The sequence below is a fragment of the Chitinophaga fulva genome, assembly GCF_012927205.1.
Lineage (GTDB): Bacteria > Bacteroidota > Bacteroidia > Chitinophagales > Chitinophagaceae > Chitinophaga > Chitinophaga fulva.
Map to the genome: position 1 here is coordinate 3294758 of NZ_JABBGC010000001.1, position 19873 is coordinate 3314630.

Sequence of the window (19873 nt, forward strand, 5' to 3'; positions counted from 1 at the left end):
TTTTTATTCGCGAAATCAGAAAATCGTAAATCAAAAAATCCCAAAATGGCTTCGTGTCGGTTTTGTTCTATTTTCCGGGTATCCGGTGTGCTAGTTTTGACATATAAAAACAAACAAACCATGAAAACAGCACCCGTTTTAATATTAGGAGGTACCGGTAAAACCGGCAGCAGGATCGCACAACTGTTAGATGAAAAGAAATGGCCTTTCCGGATTGGCTCCCGTTCCGGTACACCGGCATTTGACTGGGAAAATCCCGCTACATGGCGGGCTGCGCTCGACGGCATTTCGTCCGTATACCTGAGCTATTACCCTGATCTCGCAGTGCCTGGCACAGCAGACACTATTAATGCCTTTGTGCAGCTGGCGGTCGTTGTAGGCGTAAAGCGGATCGTATTACTGTCTGGTCGTGGCGAGCATGAGGCTGAGGCTTGTGAGGTGGTGGTGAAGAAAGCCGGTGTGGAATGGACTATCCTCCGCTGCGCCTGGTTCAGCCAGAATTTCAGCGAAGGTTACCTGCTGGAGCCTTTACAGGCTGGTATTGTGGCGCTTCCTGTGGGTAATGTGCGTGAACCCTTTATCGATGCCGACGATATCGCTGAGGTAGCGGTGGCTGCCCTGACCGAAGACGGGCATGCCGGAGAACTGTATGAACTGACTGGTCCCCGTTTGTTGACCTTTGCCGAGGCGGTGGCTGAAGTGGCCAATGCAACGGGCCGGCAGATTACCTATCAACCGGTGAGCCTGGGCGACTATACTGCCATGCTGAAAGAGTATGGCCTCCCGGATGACCATATCTGGCTGATATCCTACCTTTTCTCCGAAGTGCTCGATGGTCGTAATGAAAGTCTGACCGACGGGGTACAGCGTGCACTCAAAAGGGCTCCCCGGGATTTTGGTGACTATGCACGTACTACTGCCGCGTCCGGAATCTGGAATCAACAGTAATCAAATCCGGAAAAATATCGGAAATCCGGAATGGACGATGATCAAATCGGGAAAATATCAGGAACTAATGATTAGTTCCTGATATTTATAAAATATGTAAATGATTGATTTTTAGTGTTAATTGTTTATCGAGTACAAGTTTTTCCGCTTTGCGTAAATGGTTTTCCCGATTCGCCGGGTATATAAATCAACCTTGACGTTCCTTTGCGCAAAATTTATTGAACGTTGAAAAAATTATACTTCATTATTGGTTTGGTTTTGATGAGCGTAGCCGCTATGGCGCAGAACGGTGTTATCAAAGGTAAAATCAATACAGCCGATGGCGAACCTGCAGCATTTGTTACAATTGGATTGAAAGATACCAAAAGAGGCACCGTTACTAATGAAGACGGTACTTTCTCCGTTAAAAACGTTAAGCCGGGTGTGTATACCCTCGTTATATCCTGTACTGGTTGCCAACCCATCCAGAAAACAGTTACTGTAGGACCTGATCAATCTGTAGAAATCCACCTGGACCTGCAGAACACGTCCAGCCAGCTGAATGAAGTAGTAGTAGACGGGACACGTACCCGTACGATCAACCGCAAACCGGTGTCCATCGGCAAACTGCCGGTACCGGTGATGGACCTGCCTCAGAGCGTGGCCATTATTGGTCACGAAGTACTGGAAGACCAGCAGGCACAACGCCTCAGCGATGTGGTGAAAAATGTGAACGGCGTATATATGGCTTCTCAGCGCGCTGGTACACAGGAAACTTTCAATGCCCGCGGTTATGGCTTCTCCAGCACCAACATGTTCAAAAACGGTACCCGTGTGAACTCCGGTGCGATGCCTGAAATGAGCTCCCTCGAAAGAGTAGAGATCCTCAAAGGCAGCGCTGCCATCCTGTATGGTAACGTAGCCCCCGGTGCGGTGATGAACATGGTGACCAAACAACCGAAATTCAACTTCGGTGGTGAAGTAAACCTGAGAGCTGGCAGCTATGGCTTGCTGAAACCGGCTTTCGATGTGTATGGTCCTATCTCTTCCAAAATTGCTTACCGCGTGAATGGTACCTTCGAGACAGCTGACAGCTACCGCGACCAGGTACATTCCAAAAGATATTATGTAAACCCTTCCCTGTTGTTCAAACTGAGCGACCGTACCGAATTAGTGGTACAGGGCGATTACCTGAAGCACGACTTCACACCTGACTTCGGCCTGGGTTCCATCGGTGATACGGTGATCAATAGAGCATCACGTAATACTTTTTATGGTGCACCATGGCAGTATGCCCGCACACAGCAGTCTACCGCTTCTGCCAACATCAAACATAAATTCAATGAAAACTGGTCTATCAGCGGTCTGGTATCTTACTCCAAATATGCCCGTGATTATTATTCTATTGAAAGAATTCAGGCAAAGTCAAATGGTGACTGGGCTCGTCCGCTGGGTAAAAACGCCACCAATGAAGATTATTACGCTGCCCAGGTTGACCTGACCGGTAAATTCAAAACCGGATCTGTGGAACATACCGTTATGGCTGGTGTGGATGCAGACCGTTACCTTACCGGCCAGTACGGCTATAAGGTACCTGCTTCCTATGATGTTATCAACGTATTCGATGATTCAAAATATGTCCGTCGTACAGATATGCCGGATGCTCCGTTGGTGAGTGTAACCAACACGCCTATCAACAGGTTGGGTGCTTATGTTCAGGACCTTGTCAGCATTTCTGAAAAACTGAAGGTACTGGCAGGAGTGCGCATGTCTTATTTGCAAAATGAATCGCCGGTTACTTACAACTTCGCAGATGGCAGCCAGGCAAGAACCGGTTCCAAATACGATAATGCAGTATCTCCCCGCTTTGGTATCGTTTACAAACCGATTCCGACAACTGCATTGTTTGCCAGCTATTCAACTTCCTTTACACCTAATTCCGGTACAGATATATGGCTTAAAAACCTGAAGCCGTCTATTATCAGTCAGTACGAAGCGGGTATTAAGAACGATTTCTTTAAAGGGCTATTGTCTGTTAACGTAACTGTATACCGTATACACAACAGCAATTACGCACAAACTGCACCACTCGACTCTAATGGTAATGAGAACAGCAATACTGCCTTCAAAGCACTGATTGGCGAAACCCTCAGCCAGGGCGTAGAAGTAGATATCGCTGGTCATCCGCTGCCAGGCCTGGACGTAATTGGTGGTTACAGCTACAACAATATGACCGTTGAAAATACACCTAATACCAAAGGTTCTGTGATTGCCGGTCAACGTCTGGTAGGTAATCCTAACCATACTGCCAATGCGAGCATTTTCTATACTTTCCAGCAGTCGGCTGTAAAAGGCCTGAAACTGGGTGCTGGTTTCTATTACATCGGTCAGCGTTTTGCTGGTTGGAACAATACTGTGCAACAAGCCCAGACATATGACCGTCTGATCTCCGTACCGGGTTATACCACCCTCGACCTCAGCGCTGGTTACTCTTTCAAACGTTTTGCTGTAATGGGTAAAGTATCTAACGTTACCAATACTTACAACTACTACGTGCACGAAAACTACAGCATCAACCCGATTCCGCCTACACAGTTTGTAGGTACTGTTTCTTACAAGTTCTAGTGGATACTTTTTTATAGCCAGCAAAGAGGCTGTCTCGGTAGAGGCAGCCTCTTTCGTTTTTTCACATCTCCGGAAAATCAAAACCTGCAACGGATACCTGCGCTGATATACAGATTCGTTGCCAGCCGGTGTTCCGGACGGGTAGAGAATATATCAGATATCTTTTTATCCCTGAAGGTAACGGAGCGCAATAGCACCGTGCCACCGGCGAGATTGAAGTCAATTTTTTTGCTGAGATGAAGGGTGTTTTCCAGGCCCAGGCTCATTTCCTGGTAGCCCATCAGGCGTTTACCGTCTTTTCTGTTTTCCACATCATAAGCGCCACCGTTGAAGCGGAAAGCGAGCGCCAGGTCGTCGTATTTGTTGAGGGAACTGCTGACACTGATTTTTTCGGGGAAGTTGATATCTACCCTGAACTTGTTGCCGGTGCGCCACTGTACCAGCAGGGCGGGCAGTATCATGGGAGTACCGAAACTGTTGGTGAGGGCGGCGCCCACGCCAAGGTTTAGTTTGCGGTTGATTTTGCGGATGAAGATCACACCGCCGGTGATAAAAACATCTTCGTAGGTGATTTTCTCCAGGTCGGTATATAATCCTACAGACACCATGCCCATCAGGCTCCATTTGGGATTGAGCGTACGCATATGTTGCAGCGCTATTTCCCCGCCGAACAACTCTTTCGGGAACACATGCTGTTCGTAGTCCTTATTGGAAAAACTGGTGTAAGTGCCCATTACGCCAAGGTTCCACATACGCATCTTGCCAGTGGTGGTATCTATCTTTTGTGAGAGCGTGAAACCCGCTCCCAGTGTGAAACGGCGTTGTACAGTAGTAGCAGGCATTTTGAGGGAATCTTCCGGACGGATATAATGACTGGAAGGCTGATAATCGGCATTGATGGCGATACCCGGACCATTGAGACTGCTGGCGCCCAGCTGCGCTCTGGCACTGCCGGCCAATAGTAAAAGGCCCGGCAGCAGCCAATAAGCAGGTTTGTTAAGGACCGGCTTTTTAATAAGCCGTGTCTGAATGCTGGAAAGTAGGTGTACCATATCGAAAAAAAATATTCAGTTTCGATATCGACACCTTACTTCTTATCTACCCCTATTTACTTGCAGGAAATTTTTGAAAGAGGCTCCACATCAAATTTGAGCGCAGCATCATTACCGGCGAAAACGGGGATGCCTTCGGGATTAATGCTGTCAGGCACCGCTTCATAGGCTTTGTCATCCTGCAGTTTGAACACAACGGGGCGTGTGCTTTGTACGCCTTCGCTCATAAAAGTGTATTGTGCATGGATAATATTATTGCGGATGCTGCCGCTGATGGTGCCGGTGTTTTTATCTTTTTCAAAATAACGATAGCTAAGGTCTCCGTTGATGCTGGTATCTTGTATGTGTACCTGTAACAGCACGCTGTCTTTGCCGGTGGTCTTCAGGAAACAGGCGTCGCTGTTGCCGCTGATCATCTCAGTTTTTAAACTGTCGGTATTTTTATTAGCTTGGTTGCCCGACTGGCTGCAGGAAGTGACCACGGCGGCCAGTAACAAAAAGAATGGAAGTGTTTTCATAAAATTTAGACGTTTGAAAAATAAAAGTAACCAAATGACCAAATTTCTGCCTGTTTTCCTATTGTTATTTTTTTTACGGGGGATGTGTGCTGCCTCGCCGGACACGGCTGCTGCCGGCTGCCAGCGCTGTATCGTACTGGCTGAACAGGCGGAGCACCGCATCGCTATTGCCGATGTGGATTCCGGGAAAATTATCTGGGAATGGAAACCTGCGTTGTGCGGCGTGCTGCCGGAACATGTAAAATGGTTCAACAATCCCAGCGAAGCCAAAGCGGTTCACAAAGGGAAATATATCCTCATGACCGCCTCCGGTGGCGGCGTGGCGCTCATCCGCATCGCTGATAAAAAGACGGTCTTCTACGGCTATGCTGGCGGGAATACCCATTCCGCCGCCATCCTGCCGGATGGCAATATCGTCAGTGCTTCCAGCACGGGCAACTACCTGATGTTGTTTAAAACGGATACTACGGGATATAATGCCAATGCCTATACGAAAAAGATACCGGTGGCCTTTGGGCATAATGTGGTATGGGACGCGGCACACAAGCGGCTGTGGACGGCCGCTATGGACAGTATGATCGTGTACCGTTACAACTACGACCGCGCGGCGCCGGACCTGTTGCGTGATACCAGTATGCTGTTGCCCGGTACGGAAGCGCATGACCTGTACCCGGAATATGGCACCAACAGCCTGTGGCTGACCAATACCACCCATGTCTATCGGTTTGATGTCAATACCCGGCAACTATCTCCCGCACCGGTGATACAGGAAAATATCAAAAGTGTATCCTCCGGCCCGGCACAGCCCAGGGCTTCAGCCCTGGGGTACCCGGTGATCGTCTGCAAGCCCAAAGTGTCCTGGTGGACGGACGAAGTACTGGATGCACAGGGAAAACGGGTGTTTATACAGGCAGGGCTGAAGATTTATAAGGCCCGCTGGGTATTGCCGGACCCTTTTAGTGAATTGGCACGGTAAAAGCAGCCCCAATTTTTATTTTCGTACTTTTGCCGCAAATGCATAAAGGAACATACTCATTAGGAAATATTCTTTCCAATCTTAAGATCGACGCGCTCAACGAAATGCAGGAGGCATCTGTAGCCGCCAACCAGCAACAGCAGGACGTTATCCTGTTGTCAGCCACCGGCTCCGGTAAAACCCTTGCCTTCATGTTGCCCGTGCTCGACCGGCTGGACCCGGACCTGAAAAAAACACAGGCTATGATCGTAGTGCCCTCCCGTGAGTTGGCGTTACAGATAGAAAAAGTGTTTAAACTGATGGGCACCGGCCATAAAATCACGGCCACCTATGGCGGCCACCTCCGGGAAACAGAAGAAAACAACCTGGTACAGCCACCAGCCCTCATTGTAGGCACCCCTGGCCGTATCGGCGATCATATCCGCAGAGGCAATATCACCACCGATACCATCCAGACGCTGGTGCTCGATGAGTTTGATAAAACCCTCGAACTGGGCTTCCAGGAAGAAGTAGGCTTCATCGTCGAATCACTGCCGAATGTGAAGAAAAGGATACTCACCTCCGCCACCGAAGCGGTAGAGATTCCCGACTTCGTGCAGCTGAACGAGCCGCAGAAACTGAACTTCCTGCCGGAAGATGGCACGCCACAAGCCCGGCTGACCTACAAACAGGTGCTGTCGCCGGAAAATGACAAGGTAGATACGCTCTTCCGCCTGATCTGCCACCATGGGAACCGCTCCACCATTGTGTTCTGCAACCATCGCGATGCGGTGGAACGCACCAGCACCATGCTGAGCGATAAAGGTATCCTCAACGAGTTCTACCACGGCGCCATGGAACAGCGCGACCGCGACGCGGCCCTGTGCAAGTTCCGCAACGGTACCGTTAACGTTCTCGTTACCACCGACCTGGCCGCACGCGGACTGGACATCCCCAATATCCGCTATATCGTGCATTTCCACCTGCCGCATACAGAAGACAGCTGGACGCACCGTAACGGTCGTACCGCCAGAATGGAAGCCAGCGGCACCGCCATCGTCATCCTTGCGCCAGATGAGAAACTGATGCCTTACGTGACTGAAGACATAGAAACCATCGAACTACCGGAGACGGCTGTCCTGCCGCAGAAGCCCAAATGGACTACGCTGTACATCTCCGCAGGGAAAAAAGACAAAGTCAATAAAATTGATATCGTCGGCTTTCTTACCAAAAAAGGCATGCTGAAGAAAGAAGATGTGGGATTGATAGAGGTGAAGGACTTCTTCTCTTTTGTGGCTGTCGTGAAATCAAAGGCCTCTCATCTTTTGCAGTTGATTAAAGACGAGCGGATAAAGAACAAGAAAGTGAAGATTGAAGTAGCTAAATAATTATGATAGCAGAAGGCCGGAAGTGATTCCGGCCTTTTTATTTTTTGGTCGCCGGCAAAAAGGCAACAGCGGATTCTTTGGACTTACTCGTACCGGTGCGTTACCTCAATCAGCCCCACAATATTGTCATTCATGGCTTCCAGCTCTTCTGCCGGTATCCACAATTCATCATGAATAACGCCACCGACGTTCTGCACCGGGTAAGCTTTCAGAAAATCAGTATTGACTTCAAAGCGGGTCACGTAGCCTTTGCCATAAGCGGGCACATTCCATTCGGTGGTGATCTGAACGGCATATGCTTCGTTCATAACAGGATAGAAAATGGGTTGCTCCGGCAGGCGGGGAGGAAAACGTTTCCAGCCGGATTGTTCGATCAGCAGCAGTTCTGCTTCTCCTACGGGGCGGTATAAAGTAGTTGTCATAAGGGGTTAAACAATTTTTAATGATAAGATCGTCCGTTCAAAAGTTTGTTTCAGTACAGCCTCGCTCAACTTGAACGGTTTGTCGAAGAAAGGGTTGTTATGCACATGGAAACCGACGAGCGTATAAAATGGCCCGTAAGCCAGCGCCCAGTATACTTCTACCGGAAGATCGGCGATCTGTTTGCGGCGTATGGCATTGGCCGTAAACTGCTGCATCGCTTGCCTGAATGCATCTTTCCCGATGGCTGGATGGCGGATCAGCGGCGAGTGACGGAACTGCTCGGAAAACAGGTAGTGCAGCGGATACTGCCGGATATAACGGTAACGGTTGACCCATTGCAGCCAGAGGCCCGCTTCAAAGTCCATTTCCGGATCAAAGTCCTGTAGCGTTTCGCGGACAAATACCGCCATCACATCGATGTACAGCTGGTTGAGCAGGTCTTCCCTGTTTTTGAAATAGATGTATATCGTAGATACGGATATGTCGACCGCTTTGGCCAGTTTGTGCATACTAAGGCCATCGAAACCTTCGTGCACGATCATTTCGATGGCCTTTTCCTGGATAAGGGCGGCTTTTTGCTCGTCTTTTACACGCATAACGCCACAAAGATAAGCGAATAACCGTTCGTTTTATATTTTAGTGAAGAAAATTCAGACTGCTGCCGGGATCTACTTCATAAGGCGCTTTACCGGCTTCAAATATGCGGGCAGTGGGCCTGCCTTCCAGCGTGATGATATCGCCTTTTACCAGTATCCAGCCGCCTTCGCGCAGTCCCAGTACCGGCGTGGCATGCTGGGTATGGAACTCTTTAATACGTGTTTCGCGTGTTTCGCCCATATGTGGCAGATCGGGGATAGGATCGAGGTAGTGCGGGTTCAGGTTGAAAGGCACCAGTCCCATCGTCCGGAAATCAGGCGGATGCACGATCGGCATATCGTTGGTCGTTTGCATGGAAACGCCGCCGATATTACTGCCGGCACTGCATCCCATATACGGACGCCCTTCTTCCACGGCAGCTTTCAGTTTGTCCATCAGTCCGCGTTCCAGCAGTTCTTTCACCAGAAGGAAAGTATTGCCACCACCGGTAAAGAACCCCTGTGCCTCACGGATGGCCGTAGCAGGATCAGCAAAAGTATGCAGCCCTTTCACCTGTATCTGTAACGGTGCAAAGGCCGCTGCGGCTTTTGCGGTGTATTCATCATGGGAAATGCCACCCGGACGGGCAAAAGGCACAAAAATAATTTCACTGACACCAGCGAACAATGTCTGCATCACCGGTTGTAAATAAGCCAGATAACCTTCTCCATAAAGGGTAGACGTGCTGGCCAGGACAATATGCTTCATATAACGTTTTTCTCGAAGGCCAAAATTAAGGGTTCAGGCGGAGAAAAACAGGCTTATCCCGAAGCAGAAAGCTGATTAATCATGATTAACATCTCCCTATTTCTTCTTTTCCCTAATTATCACGATATTTAACGATACTATTCACTTAACCTTATATACGTTATGGAAATCAACCTCAGGGGGCTCTCGGCCCTGATGATCTCAGGCGCTGCCCTGTTGGGCGCCTGCAATGGGACAAACGCGCCTAAAGAAAGCAGTAAGACCGGCACAGATACAGCCGCCGCTATTACCGCCACTACTGCTCATGCTTATGGACAAGCAGACGGACAGGAGGTGTTGCAATACACCCTCCGCAATGCTGCCGGTATGGAAGTTAAAATTTTGAACTATGGTGGTATCATCACAGATATCATGGCGCCAGACAAACAAGGACAGAAAGCCAATGTGGTATTGTCTTACGACTCGCTCAGCGGCTACCAGCAAAAAGGGCAGCCTTACTTTGGCGCACTGATAGGCCGGTATGCTAACCGTATCGCGAATGCCAAATTCAAACTGGATGGTAAGGACTATTCGCTGGCACCTAACGATCACGGCAATACGCTGCACGGTGGTGTTAAAGGCTTTGATAAGGTGATATGGTCTGCCGCACAATCGGGCGACAGCTCTCTGCAGCTGGAATATACCAGCAAGGACGGGGAAGAAGGATATCCCGGCACTATGAAAGCGACGGTGTTATACACGCTCATGCCGGATAATGCACTGAAGATCCATTATACCGCTACCACTGACAAAGCTACACCGGTGAACCTCACCAATCACAGCTACTTTAACCTCTCCGGCGGAAAAGACAGCACCATCCTGAACCAGGAACTGGAACTGAAAGCCAGCCGCTATACGCCGGTGAATGATAAACTGATCCCCACCGGTCAACTGCAACCGGTGAAAGGCACCATAATGGATTTTACTGCGCCTAAAAAAGTAGGAAAAGACATCGCTGCGGTGAAAGGAGGATACGACCACAACTTTGTGCTCGACAAAGCAGCGGGCAACCTGGAACCGGTAGCTACGCTCTATGACCCTGCCAGCGGACGTTTTATGGAGATGTCCACGACGGAGCCGGGCGTACAGTTCTATTCAGGTAATTTCCTGGACGGTACGTTGTCTAATACCCGCGGCGGACAAAAATATGTGCAACATGCGGGGCTGTGCCTGGAAGCGCAACACTTCCCTAACTCCCCTAACCAGTCCGATTTCCCCACGGTGATCCTGAAACCGGGAGAAACGTACGAACAAACAACGGTGTATAAATTCTCCACCAAATAATAAAACAAAACCGGTGTTGCGGCCATATGCTGCAACACCGGTTTGTTTTTAGTAGTTAGGATTCTGTACCAGCGTACCTTTGCTCTTATCTATTTCCGTTTGCGGCATCGGGAAATAATAATGTTTAGGCCGTATAAATTTGCGCGGTGATCCGCCTCTGCTCATCTCCGTACCATCATAAGCCAGCTTGGGCTGATTGTTGATGGCCACAATGTCAACCAGCTTCGCTTTGTCCCATCTCAGCAGGTCCTGCTGCCTTTCGTTTTCTCCACACAGCTCTACCCGCCGTTCATGCATCAGTTCTTTCATACCGGCATTATGCACTGCTGGTAAGGCGGCGGAGGCACGGGTGCGTATAGCCTGTATTTCAGCATCGCCGGCGCCGGGGCCGTTGAGCCGTATCTTCGCTTCTGCCACCAGCAGATAGATGTCCGCGCTGCGCAGGAGCGGGGTTTTAAGCGAATAGTTAAGACCTCCGGAAGGTTTCCACGCACAGAATTTTTTGTAGTGATAACCGGACCAGGAAAGGTCTGCTGTAGCGGTTTCTATGCCGGTGCCCACATTAACCTTGTCGCCAGGGGCCATGATACAGATTTCTTTCCGGGGATCACCTGCCTCAAACTCATCTACCAGCGCTTTGGTGGGATAGAAGAAACTCCAGCCGTTCCATTTGCGGGGTGCATGGTAAGTGACGAAGTCAGAGTAACCAGCCCCGTCAACGCTCTGCACGGCGAACAGCATCTCGGAGTTATTGCCGGTAGCTACGCTGAAGTTATCGGCATACCGTGGCGCCAATGCATAGTTGGCGTTGTTGATGACTTTGTTGCCTACGGCGATGGCCTTGTCCAGTTGTCCCCATTCCATATACAGCTTGCACAGCAGGCCCCATGCAGAACCTTTGCAGGCACGGCCTTTATCGGTTTCGCTATAGGTTTCCGGCAGCTCGTCTGCGGCCAGCAACAGATCGGATTCTATCTGTTTGCGCAGTTCATCGGAGCTGACTTTTGGTTTGTTATAGTTGACTTTCGTCACATCATCTTCTGTGATGATGGGCACTTCTCCATATATCAGCAACAGGCGCCAATAAGCGAAAGCGCGGAGGAAATGAGCCTCTCCGAGGCAACGTTGTTTGATGGCGGCGTCGATGCTGCTGATCTTCGGAATATTGATCAGCGCACTGTTAGCGCGGTTGATGGTTTCATATTTCCATCGCCAGCCGGCACGCACGGTAGGCGTGGAGGCGTCGTAAGTGAATGCCTCGATAGCGTCATCATAATCATGGTCGCCACCACGTACCTGGTCATCTGAACAGTTATCAAAAACAAATTCATTGAAACCGGTAAAATCTTCTTCCAACAGGATGTTGTAAATACCGGTGATGCCTTCTACGGCCTGGTCCTGGTTGCGCCAGTAGTTGCCGGTGGTGAAGTTGCCCTGAGGCTGTACATCCAGCACATTTTTACAGCCGGATAAAAAGGTGGCGGCGGTAAGGCCGGCCAGCAGTATATATTTCATTGATTGCATGGTCGTCAGTTTTAGAAGTTGAGCGTAGCGCCAAAGGTGAATGTTCTTGCCTGCGGATAGGCGGCCACATCTACGCCGCGTTGTTTGTTTCCGTCTTTGGTGTCATCATTATAACCCAGTTGCGGAGTAAGCCCGGAGTAGGAGGTAAGGAAAAACAGGTTCTGCGCGGCTACGTATACCCGTACATCGGAGATGCCTGTACGGCCCCATACTTTAGACGGAATCGTATAGCCGAGTGCGATATTACGCAGGGAGAGGTAATCACCTTTCTCCACGAAACGGTCAGAAGTGCGGTTATTGCTGTTGTCACTGGAGAGGCTCATGCGTGGCACGCTGTTGCTGGTGCCGGGGCCATGCCAGCGCTGGAGCGCTTCTGCATACATGTTGTACGGGTAGGTGGGGTCCATGCCCTGCATTTTATCGGCGTTGTACAGTTTTATGCCGCCTACACCGGCAAAGGAAAGGCTCAGGTCAAATCCTTTATACTGTGCGCCAGCCTGGAAACCATATACTACGCGCGGATTGGGATCACCGAGGTTGGTACGGTCCAGCTCATTGATGATACCATCACCGTTGATGTCCACAAAACGTACATCACCGGGTTTGATGTTTCCTTTGTTGGGATCTTTGGCGATATAAGGATCACCATCGATTTCCTGTTGGGTTTGATAGATACCATTTGTTTTCCAGCCATAGAAAGACGCCAGCGGCTGTCCTTCGTAGGTGCGTGATATCTCCTGGTTTTGCCGGCCGTAGTTGGTAGAGGAGATATAGGAGCCGGATTCATAGAGCCGGGTAACGGTATTTTTGATAAAGGACGCATTGGCGGAGAGGTTGTAACGGAACTTTTCGTTGCCGCCCTGGTAGCTGACTTCCAGCTCCCATCCTTTGTTGTTCAGCTGACCGATGTTCTGGTCAGGGATAGCAGCGGTGCCGTGCAGGTCCATGGCTGCGGCGGGCACCAGCATGTCTTTGGTGTTTTTATTGAACCAGGTGATGACTGCATTCAGCCTGTTTTCAAAGAAGCCGGCTTCCAGGCTGATGTTGGTCATTTCGGCTTTCTCCCAGGTGATGCCGGGGTTGGCGAGACGGGAATTCCATATGCCTACATAGGGACTTTCGCCGAAGTTGTACCGCCTGTCTTTGTTCACCGGTGCGAGGTATTGGAAATCGCGTACATTCTGATTGCCCAGCTGGCCCCATCCGCCGGTGATTTTCAGGTTGCTGACGAACTTCACGTTGTCTTTAAAGAATGTTTCATCCGAAACGCGCCATCCGGCAGAGAAAGCGGGGAAGTAGCCCCAGCGTTTGCCTGGTGCGAAGCGGGAGGACCCGTCGGCACGGAAGGTAACGGTGAGCAGGTACTTTTCCTTGAAGCCGTAGAATCCTCTTACAAAGCCTGATGCGATGGCATTTTGCGGGTTGAAGTTGCCGCTGGCGTCATGGATTTCGTTGCCGTTGTCGAGCACCCGTACGTCCGGTGATTCGTCGGCAAAGCCCCAGCGTTCGCCCTTAAAGAAGTAACCTTTGGCTTCCTGTTGGGAGTAACCGCCGGTGAAGGTAACGTGGTGCTGATGGAAAAATTTGTTATAGGTAAGAAACACTTCACTCAGCTGGGAGCTGTTGGACTCGCTGCGGTTCCACAGTTGGGCGCGGTCACGGGCACGCGTCTGGTCCAGTACTTTGGGTACGAAGTTGGACTGGTTGTAGATGCTGCCGTCATAACCGTAGTTGCCACGAAGGGTAAGGCCGTCCAGGATTTCCAGTTCTGCATATACGTTGGCCAGCATGCGGTAGTTCTTCGCCCATCCGTCGGTGGTTTGTGCGGTAAAGACAGGGTTGTTGATATCTCCCAGTTCATTGCTGGCTTTGGAGGAGCCGTAGCTGCCGTCCGGATTGAATACCGGGATGGCCGGATTAAAACGCAGGGCGCTGAAGATAAGGCCCGTCTGGGAAGAGTAGGTGTCGAAGCCTTCATTCTGACGGTAGGTCAGCTGCAGGTTTTCACCGACTTTCAAACGTTTGCCTAGTTTATGTTCAGAATTGATGCGTACGGTGTACCGTTTGAAGTAGGTGTTTTGAATAATGCCTTTTTCATCGTAGTAGCCGGCGCTGAAGAGATAGTTGGAACTGCTGTTGCCGCCACGGAGACTCACATCGGCGTTGGTCACCTGGCCGGAGCCGAGCAGGGCGCGCTGCCAGTCGGTACGCTGTTGGGCATAATAGGGATCGTTCCAGATGGGATCTATCTGTTTGCCGTCGTTGGTGTAACGTTCTTTTTTCAGCATCACGAGCTCGGGTGCGGTAAGCAGTGGAATGTAGCGGATAGCATTGGATACGCCTTTGTATACGTTCACGGATGCTTTCAGTTTTTCACCGTAATTACCTTTTTTGCTGGTGATGATGATGACGCCGTTGGCCGCCCGTGTACCGTAGATAGCAGAGGAGGAGGCGTCTTTCAGCACTTCCATGGAAGCGATGTCATTAGGGTTGATATCGCTGAGGCCTCCGGCAGGTACACCGTCTATGATGACCAGCGGTTCTGCGTTATTGATGGTACCGGTACCGCGTATACGAATACTGGGGGCGCTGCCGGGCTGTCCGTCGGACCGTACGATGTCTACGCCGGTAACGCGGCCCTGCATGGCCTGGGCAGCATCGCTGACCGGCAGGTTTTTGATGTCGGCGCCTTTTACGGAGGAGATGGTGCCGGTGAGGTCACGGCGGGTTTGGGTGCCGTAGCCTACTACCACTACTTCGCCCAGCCCTTTACTGGTGGATTGCAGCGCGATGTTGATCACGTCCCGGTTGCCGATGGTGATGGTCTGTGCCTCGTAGCCCAGGAAGGAGAAGGTCAGCGTTTGTGCCGTGGCGGGTAACGGTAACTTATACACGCCGTTGGCATCAGTGCTGGTGCCGGTGCTGGTACCAGGCACGGTGATGGTCACGCCCGGCAGGCCCTGACCGTCAGTGGCGCCGGTTACTTTGCCGGTGATCGTTCTTTGTGCCATGGCCACTGCGGTGATTGCGCAGAGAAAGGCCAGCAAAAAGCCCGTTTTTCTAAGAAAGGAAAACTTCATAATGAATTGAAATGAGCGGTGAATGAAAACTGTTTGTAAGCGTTATGATGGATCGTTCTGTCAGGCAGTTGGTCTTTTATACTTTGGGATAAATAAGGTTTAGTTTTTTGGCAAAGGTTTGCATTGATACGTTTTCACATAACCGGCCCCGTTAGGTTATCGTTACAAGCGCTTTCCTGGTCCCGTGAACTCCACTACACTGCCTGCGCCTTAACTATATCGATTTAGCTAAAGAGGACCGCTTTAACATCTCTCTAAAAATGCAAGCGCTAAAATCTTAATGGAAAATACAGTTGTTGGTTTTTCTTTTTTGGTCGATGCTGTTTGGTTTTAAAACAAGTTAATGAATTATGTAAATTAAGTGTATAGTTTTTTCTCAACAGGTTACAGCATGTTAATTATCTATTAACAGTTGGCTGAAAAACATCAGGCTGCCTGCCATGGAGCTGAATTTCATGGTACACGTTCGCTGTGAGCGCCGATACCAGACTGTTTCCACTATTGCCGCATGCAGCCAGGGGATATTTTTTACTGAATATGTTCAATGAAAGTCAGGAAAGTTTTGCTCAGCTTTAGGATGGGTTTATTCACAACAGGTGATATGTTCACGTGTGCTTTACGCCTGTCCCAGGAATCTTTAAGTATTTATCCGTTCGGTATTCAGCCTCAGGTCCTTTGGCTTATCCGTCAACTGTTGCGCAAGCGTTGCTGATACGTTTCTTTTTGCATGCTGTAATTTTCCCTGCTATGATGGTGCAGTAGCTGTGCTGTTTCTTATCATGCTCATATAATGTTAGTGGTTTCCGTATACAATAGTTATCTATATCTATACATTTATCCAGCCTCATACCATTACTGGCCATCCGCCAAAACCTTTCTCTCCGCCAAAACCTTCTCCTAACTCCAACCTTGTAAAAACATCAACATGAAAGATCGCTTTGAAATACAAAGTACTTTCTATAACTTTGGATTTTGTAATCCTGTTAGTATGAATGAATATCCCTCGGGCACGCTGCTCGTTATTTACCGTATTGGCCTTCTCTTGTTAGCTGCTTATTTAGCCTTTTTGGGGTTGTACTATTATTTATGGAACGAAAATGGGCTGGAGAGAGAAATAGTATTCCTGACGGTGGCAAATGTTATCTGGCTGGTGGTAGCTGCCATCCTGAAAGGGTTAAAACGGGGATGTCCGCTCAGGCGGAAAATAGCAGCTGTATGGCTTTGTATGTACATGCTTTCGGCGCTATGGGTGAACAATACCATGTACCATGCATTTGCATCGTCAGCAGGGTGGTATGCCATTGCATTGTTGCTGATATGGTTGAATACCTTCCTGTTGTCTTACTTCGATGATATGTCAGCGCGTTTTAGGGAAATACAAGCTTTTGTATTAGGCATCACTACCTGGATTTTATTGTACCTGATTATATATCTGGGTCCCGTATACCCGTTTGCGTTAATGGCTGCTTTTGTTTTTGGTATTTCGCTAACGGTATTTGCCCCCCTGGCGTTGACCTGGTATAACTGGCGGACGATCAGGTATATGCTTTGGCAAAACAGCCGATATCGTTGGGCCTTCCTGCTGGGGGCCGGCATATCTTTGATGATCGTTACCTGCTTCTGTATTTATTTCGGTGTGGTGCAGCACAATATAGAGAGACGTTACGAGCAACTGGTAAAGAGCGCTGCTGTTGAAGACCCGGAAGCGGCGCTTGCCCGCGAACTTTCCGGTGGCTTCATGGAAAAACGTGTGTTGAAAGCGGGTATCGTATATACTACGCCGTTATTTCATCCTACTCAGTCATTATTTGGAAGCGATGAAAGTGAGGACCTGGACATGTCCAAAAAAGAAATACATGATCCCCTGATTATGATAGCTGCGCTCCTTTGTGGAGAGTCTTCCATTTCGCAGGGAGACAAGGAAATAATTGTCCGGCTAATGTCCGGTGAGAAACTGCCGCCACGACCCAAATTCATACCACCGGTCATTGTCGATACCACCGAAGGCCATACGACCTGGCATCTGCCTTCCGCACATATGGCGGACGATTGATGGTCATCGCGGCTACTGCAACGCATACACGATAATATTCACGCCAAACTTCGTATTGTCCTCTGCCAGAAAACGTTTGTTCCGGAAATCATAATCCCATTCACAGCCGTAATCTTTATTGCTGTACAACACGCCAATACGGCCATTCACTTCAATGGCTTTCAGGTAATCGTGCACCAGGTCATCGCCCCAGCCGTTCAGCTCAAAGGAAGTATTGGGCGGCCCCTTTTCAAATTTGAAGAAACTGTTGTAGACGGCATGGGTGGAAGGGATTTTTTTTAAGGCATGTGCCCCAAATAACTGCGCCATCTGTGTTTCAAAAGAACGGGCAAACAGTCCGTCGATATCGTGGTTGCAATCATCCACAAAAACAAAGCCGCCCCTGTTGACATACTGTTTGAAGTTGGCCGCTTCTGCTGCGTCAAACTGTACCAGCTTATGCCCGCTGAGATAACAAAACGGATATTGAAACAGCTCGCTGCTGCTGAGATCTATCACCTTCTCCTGCATGGCCACCGGGATGGTGGTATACTCAATCAGTGAATTGAGCAGGTTGGAAGGCATCCGCTGATCAGTGTCCCAGTCGCCCGACCGGTATCTTAATCTCACAAATGTAAATGTATTCCCTTGCATGCGTTTATCATTGGCTGTTGCCGTCAGTCTAATTTTTCTTCAATTTCATATTTTTATTTCGTTATTTACTAATTTATTATTTGGTTATTTTGTGTGAGAAGAAACCTGCGGGAAATTTAATAACCCGATGCCAAAATCAGAAAGAAATCAAATGGGTATACAATTGCTGGAGAAATTACCGCTGCTTAAAGAGGAAATCAGAAAAGTTATTGTTGGCCAGGAAGCCGTGCTGGATGAAGTGCTGGTAGCCATGATGGCCGGCGGCCATTGCCTGCTGGAAGGCGTGCCGGGACTGGCAAAAACATTGATGGTCCGCACCCTGTCACAGGCATTGCACTTGTCTTTCCGCAGGATACAGTTCACCCCCGACCTCATGCCCACTGATATCATCGGCACGGAAGTGCTGGAAGAAGATCATGCTACAGGCAAAAGGTTTTTTAAGTTCAACAAAGGCCCCTTATTCGCCAATATTATATTAGCTGACGAAATCAACCGTACGCCACCCAAGACGCAATCCGCGCTGCTGGAGGCAATGCAGGAGTTTGAAGTCACCTATGCCGGGCAAACCTACGCACTGGACAGGCCGTTTTTTATCCTGGCCACCCAGAACCCGATAGAACAATCCGGTACCTATCCCTTGCCTGAAGCGCAGCTGGACCGTTTCCTGCTGTACGTCAAAATAGGTTATCCGACTGAACAGGAGGAAACCGCTATCCTCACAGGAACTACCGGCACTCGTAAAGTTGACGTGCAACCGGTGCTGGATGCCAATGATATCAAACAATTACAACAACTGGTACGGGAAGTATCCATCGATGCGGACCTGGTATCCTGGGTAAGCCGGCTGGTACGTAATACCCGTCCGGATACGACCACTGTCGACTATGTAAAAGAATGGGTGCGCTGGGGCGCCGGTCCCAGGGCCGGACAGGCACTGGTCCTCACCGCCAAGGCACACGCATTGCTGCAAGGCCGCTATGCTGTTACCACCGCTGATATCACCGCGATGGCTTATCCCGTTTTACGTCACCGCATCCTTATGAACTTTAGAGCGGAAGCGGAAGGAGTGCATCCCGATAAAGTCACAGAGAAACTGTTACAACAAGTTGAACGAACGGCCACCCGCTTATCCTGATCATTATGAGCAACCTGCTGGACCCGAAAGTATTGCTGGCCATCAAAGACCTGCCGCTCGCTGCTAAAACAGCGGTCGATGGTTTTATGGCCGGAATGCATGCCAGCAGAGTGAAAGGGGCAGGGCTGGAATTCAGCCAGTACCGCAGCTATCAGCCGGGAGATGATCTTCGTTGGCTCGACTGGAAAATGTATGCCCGCTCCGACAGGTATTATATCCGCGAATCAGAAATGGAAACCAGCATCGACATCAGTTTTTTGATAGATGCCAGCAATTCCATGTTACATACGGAAGACGGTATTTCCAAAATAGATTATGCCCGTTACCTGGCAGCCTCTCTCGCTTATCTGGCTCACTTGCAGGGCGATGCAGCAGGACTGGCAGTTTTACATAATGGCCGGTTGCTGACAATGACCGCCAGAAGAGAGGCGCAACACATGGCCCGCCTGTATTACCAGCTGGAGAAAATACAGCCCGGCGGCACTTTTACGGAGCCAGCCCATTACCGTGATCTCTTCAGTGGCCCGCATAACCGGCAGTTGCTGGTATTCATTACTGATTACTATGAACAATCAAATGAAATCACCACGCTGTTGCAAACCTTATCTGCCCTGGGACATGAGATACTCGTGTTTCATTTGTTAGGAGACAAAGAACGCCGCGGCGATTTCCGTGGCTACGACGCGGTAGAGGACCTGGAGACAGGTCAACGGCTGGAACTGACGGGCATAGCAGATACCGACTATCCTTCAAAGCTTGAACAATACAACGATCACCTGCGTACACAGTTGTTGCAGCGACGTATCTATTACCGGCAACTCCTTTTGCAGGAGCCACTGGATACGGCCCTGCGCGACTTTCTGAACCAGCGTAATAAAATAAGAAAATAACAA

General features: G+C 49.6%; 16 protein-coding genes. 8 read left to right on the forward strand and 8 right to left on the reverse strand.

Translation table 11 applies throughout. The features are described 5' to 3' along the window. Positions 1–120 precede the first annotated feature (120 nt). Together HHL17_RS13425 and HHL17_RS13430 are read left to right on the forward strand one after the other, a co-directional pair. A complete protein-coding gene (locus HHL17_RS13425) occupies positions 121–948 on the forward strand; it encodes a Rossmann-fold NAD(P)-binding domain-containing protein (RefSeq protein ID WP_169225219.1) in 828 nt (275 codons plus the stop codon). A gap of 225 nt (positions 949–1173) precedes the next feature. Next, positions 1174–3552, forward strand: coding sequence for a TonB-dependent receptor (locus HHL17_RS13430; protein ID WP_169225220.1), 2379 nt, complete (start codon positions 1174–1176; stop codon positions 3550–3552). Positions 3553–3629: 77 nt separating this feature from the next. Here the strand turns inward: HHL17_RS13430 and HHL17_RS13435 are convergent, their stop codons facing one another. Together HHL17_RS13435 and HHL17_RS13440 are read right to left on the reverse strand one after the other, a co-directional pair. Further along, a complete protein-coding gene (locus HHL17_RS13435) occupies positions 3630–4604 on the reverse strand; it encodes a DUF6268 family outer membrane beta-barrel protein (protein WP_169225221.1) in 975 nt (324 codons plus the stop codon). Between the two features lie 56 nt (positions 4605–4660). Further along, on the reverse strand, positions 4661–5122 hold the full coding sequence (locus tag HHL17_RS13440) for a hypothetical protein (RefSeq protein ID WP_169225222.1): 462 nt from the start codon (positions 5120–5122) through the stop codon (positions 4661–4663). Positions 5123–5156: 34 nt separating this feature from the next. Here HHL17_RS13440 and HHL17_RS13445 point away from each other — a divergent pair, with 34 nt between their 5' ends. Then, on the forward strand, positions 5157–6098 hold the full coding sequence (locus tag HHL17_RS13445; RefSeq protein WP_169225223.1) for a DUF6528 family protein: 942 nt from the start codon (positions 5157–5159) through the stop codon (positions 6096–6098). Between the two features lie 38 nt (positions 6099–6136). Beyond that, a complete protein-coding gene (locus HHL17_RS13450; RefSeq protein ID WP_169225224.1) occupies positions 6137–7465 on the forward strand; it encodes a DEAD/DEAH box helicase in 1329 nt (442 codons plus the stop codon). A gap of 83 nt (positions 7466–7548) precedes the next feature. Here the strand turns inward: HHL17_RS13450 and HHL17_RS13455 are convergent, their stop codons facing one another. Genes HHL17_RS13455 through pepE form a run of 3 tightly spaced genes read right to left on the reverse strand, consistent with a single transcriptional unit; the run spans position 7549 to position 9232 of the window. Then, positions 7549–7887, reverse strand: coding sequence for a hypothetical protein (locus HHL17_RS13455; RefSeq protein WP_168869028.1), 339 nt, complete (start codon positions 7885–7887; stop codon positions 7549–7551). Positions 7888–7893: 6 nt separating this feature from the next. Further along, positions 7894–8484, reverse strand: a complete 591-nt coding sequence (locus HHL17_RS13460) for a TetR/AcrR family transcriptional regulator (protein ID WP_169225225.1) — start codon at positions 8482–8484, stop codon at positions 7894–7896. 40 nt (positions 8485–8524) lie between these two features. Then, positions 8525–9232, reverse strand: a complete 708-nt coding sequence (pepE, locus tag HHL17_RS13465; RefSeq protein ID WP_169225226.1) for a dipeptidase PepE — start codon at positions 9230–9232, stop codon at positions 8525–8527. 162 nt (positions 9233–9394) lie between these two features. Between pepE and HHL17_RS13470 the strand changes: the two genes are divergently transcribed. Next, positions 9395–10555 (forward strand): aldose epimerase family protein, encoded by a 1161-nt coding sequence (locus tag HHL17_RS13470; protein ID WP_169225227.1) that lies wholly within the window; start codon positions 9395–9397, stop codon positions 10553–10555. A gap of 48 nt (positions 10556–10603) precedes the next feature. On the opposite strand, the gene HHL17_RS13475 is transcribed toward HHL17_RS13470, so the two are convergent. Both HHL17_RS13475 and HHL17_RS13480 read right to left on the reverse strand, forming a co-directional pair. Then, the gene (locus HHL17_RS13475) at positions 10604–12079 is read right to left on the reverse strand and encodes a RagB/SusD family nutrient uptake outer membrane protein (RefSeq protein ID WP_206155977.1); all 1476 of its coding nucleotides are present in this window, start codon (positions 12077–12079) and stop codon (positions 10604–10606) included. A gap of 11 nt (positions 12080–12090) precedes the next feature. Then, the gene (locus HHL17_RS13480; protein ID WP_169225228.1) at positions 12091–15090 is read right to left on the reverse strand and encodes a SusC/RagA family TonB-linked outer membrane protein; all 3000 of its coding nucleotides are present in this window, start codon (positions 15088–15090) and stop codon (positions 12091–12093) included. Positions 15091–16147: 1057 nt separating this feature from the next. On the opposite strand from HHL17_RS13480, the gene HHL17_RS13485 reads away from it, so the two are divergent. Next, on the forward strand, positions 16148–17212 hold the full coding sequence (locus HHL17_RS13485; protein ID WP_169225229.1) for a hypothetical protein: 1065 nt from the start codon (positions 16148–16150) through the stop codon (positions 17210–17212). Between the two features lie 12 nt (positions 17213–17224). Here the strand turns inward: HHL17_RS13485 and HHL17_RS13490 are convergent, their stop codons facing one another. Next, positions 17225–17821, reverse strand: a complete 597-nt coding sequence (locus HHL17_RS13490) for a DUF4159 domain-containing protein (RefSeq protein WP_206155978.1) — start codon at positions 17819–17821, stop codon at positions 17225–17227. 175 nt (positions 17822–17996) lie between these two features. Here HHL17_RS13490 and HHL17_RS13495 point away from each other — a divergent pair, with 175 nt between their 5' ends. Both HHL17_RS13495 and HHL17_RS13500 read left to right on the forward strand, forming a co-directional pair. Beyond that, positions 17997–18980, forward strand: coding sequence for an AAA family ATPase (locus HHL17_RS13495; protein WP_206155979.1), 984 nt, complete (start codon positions 17997–17999; stop codon positions 18978–18980). Between the two features lie 5 nt (positions 18981–18985). Further along, complete coding sequence (locus tag HHL17_RS13500; RefSeq protein WP_206155980.1) at positions 18986–19870, forward strand: DUF58 domain-containing protein; 885 nt, start codon at positions 18986–18988, stop codon at positions 19868–19870. Positions 19871–19873 lie beyond the last annotated feature (3 nt).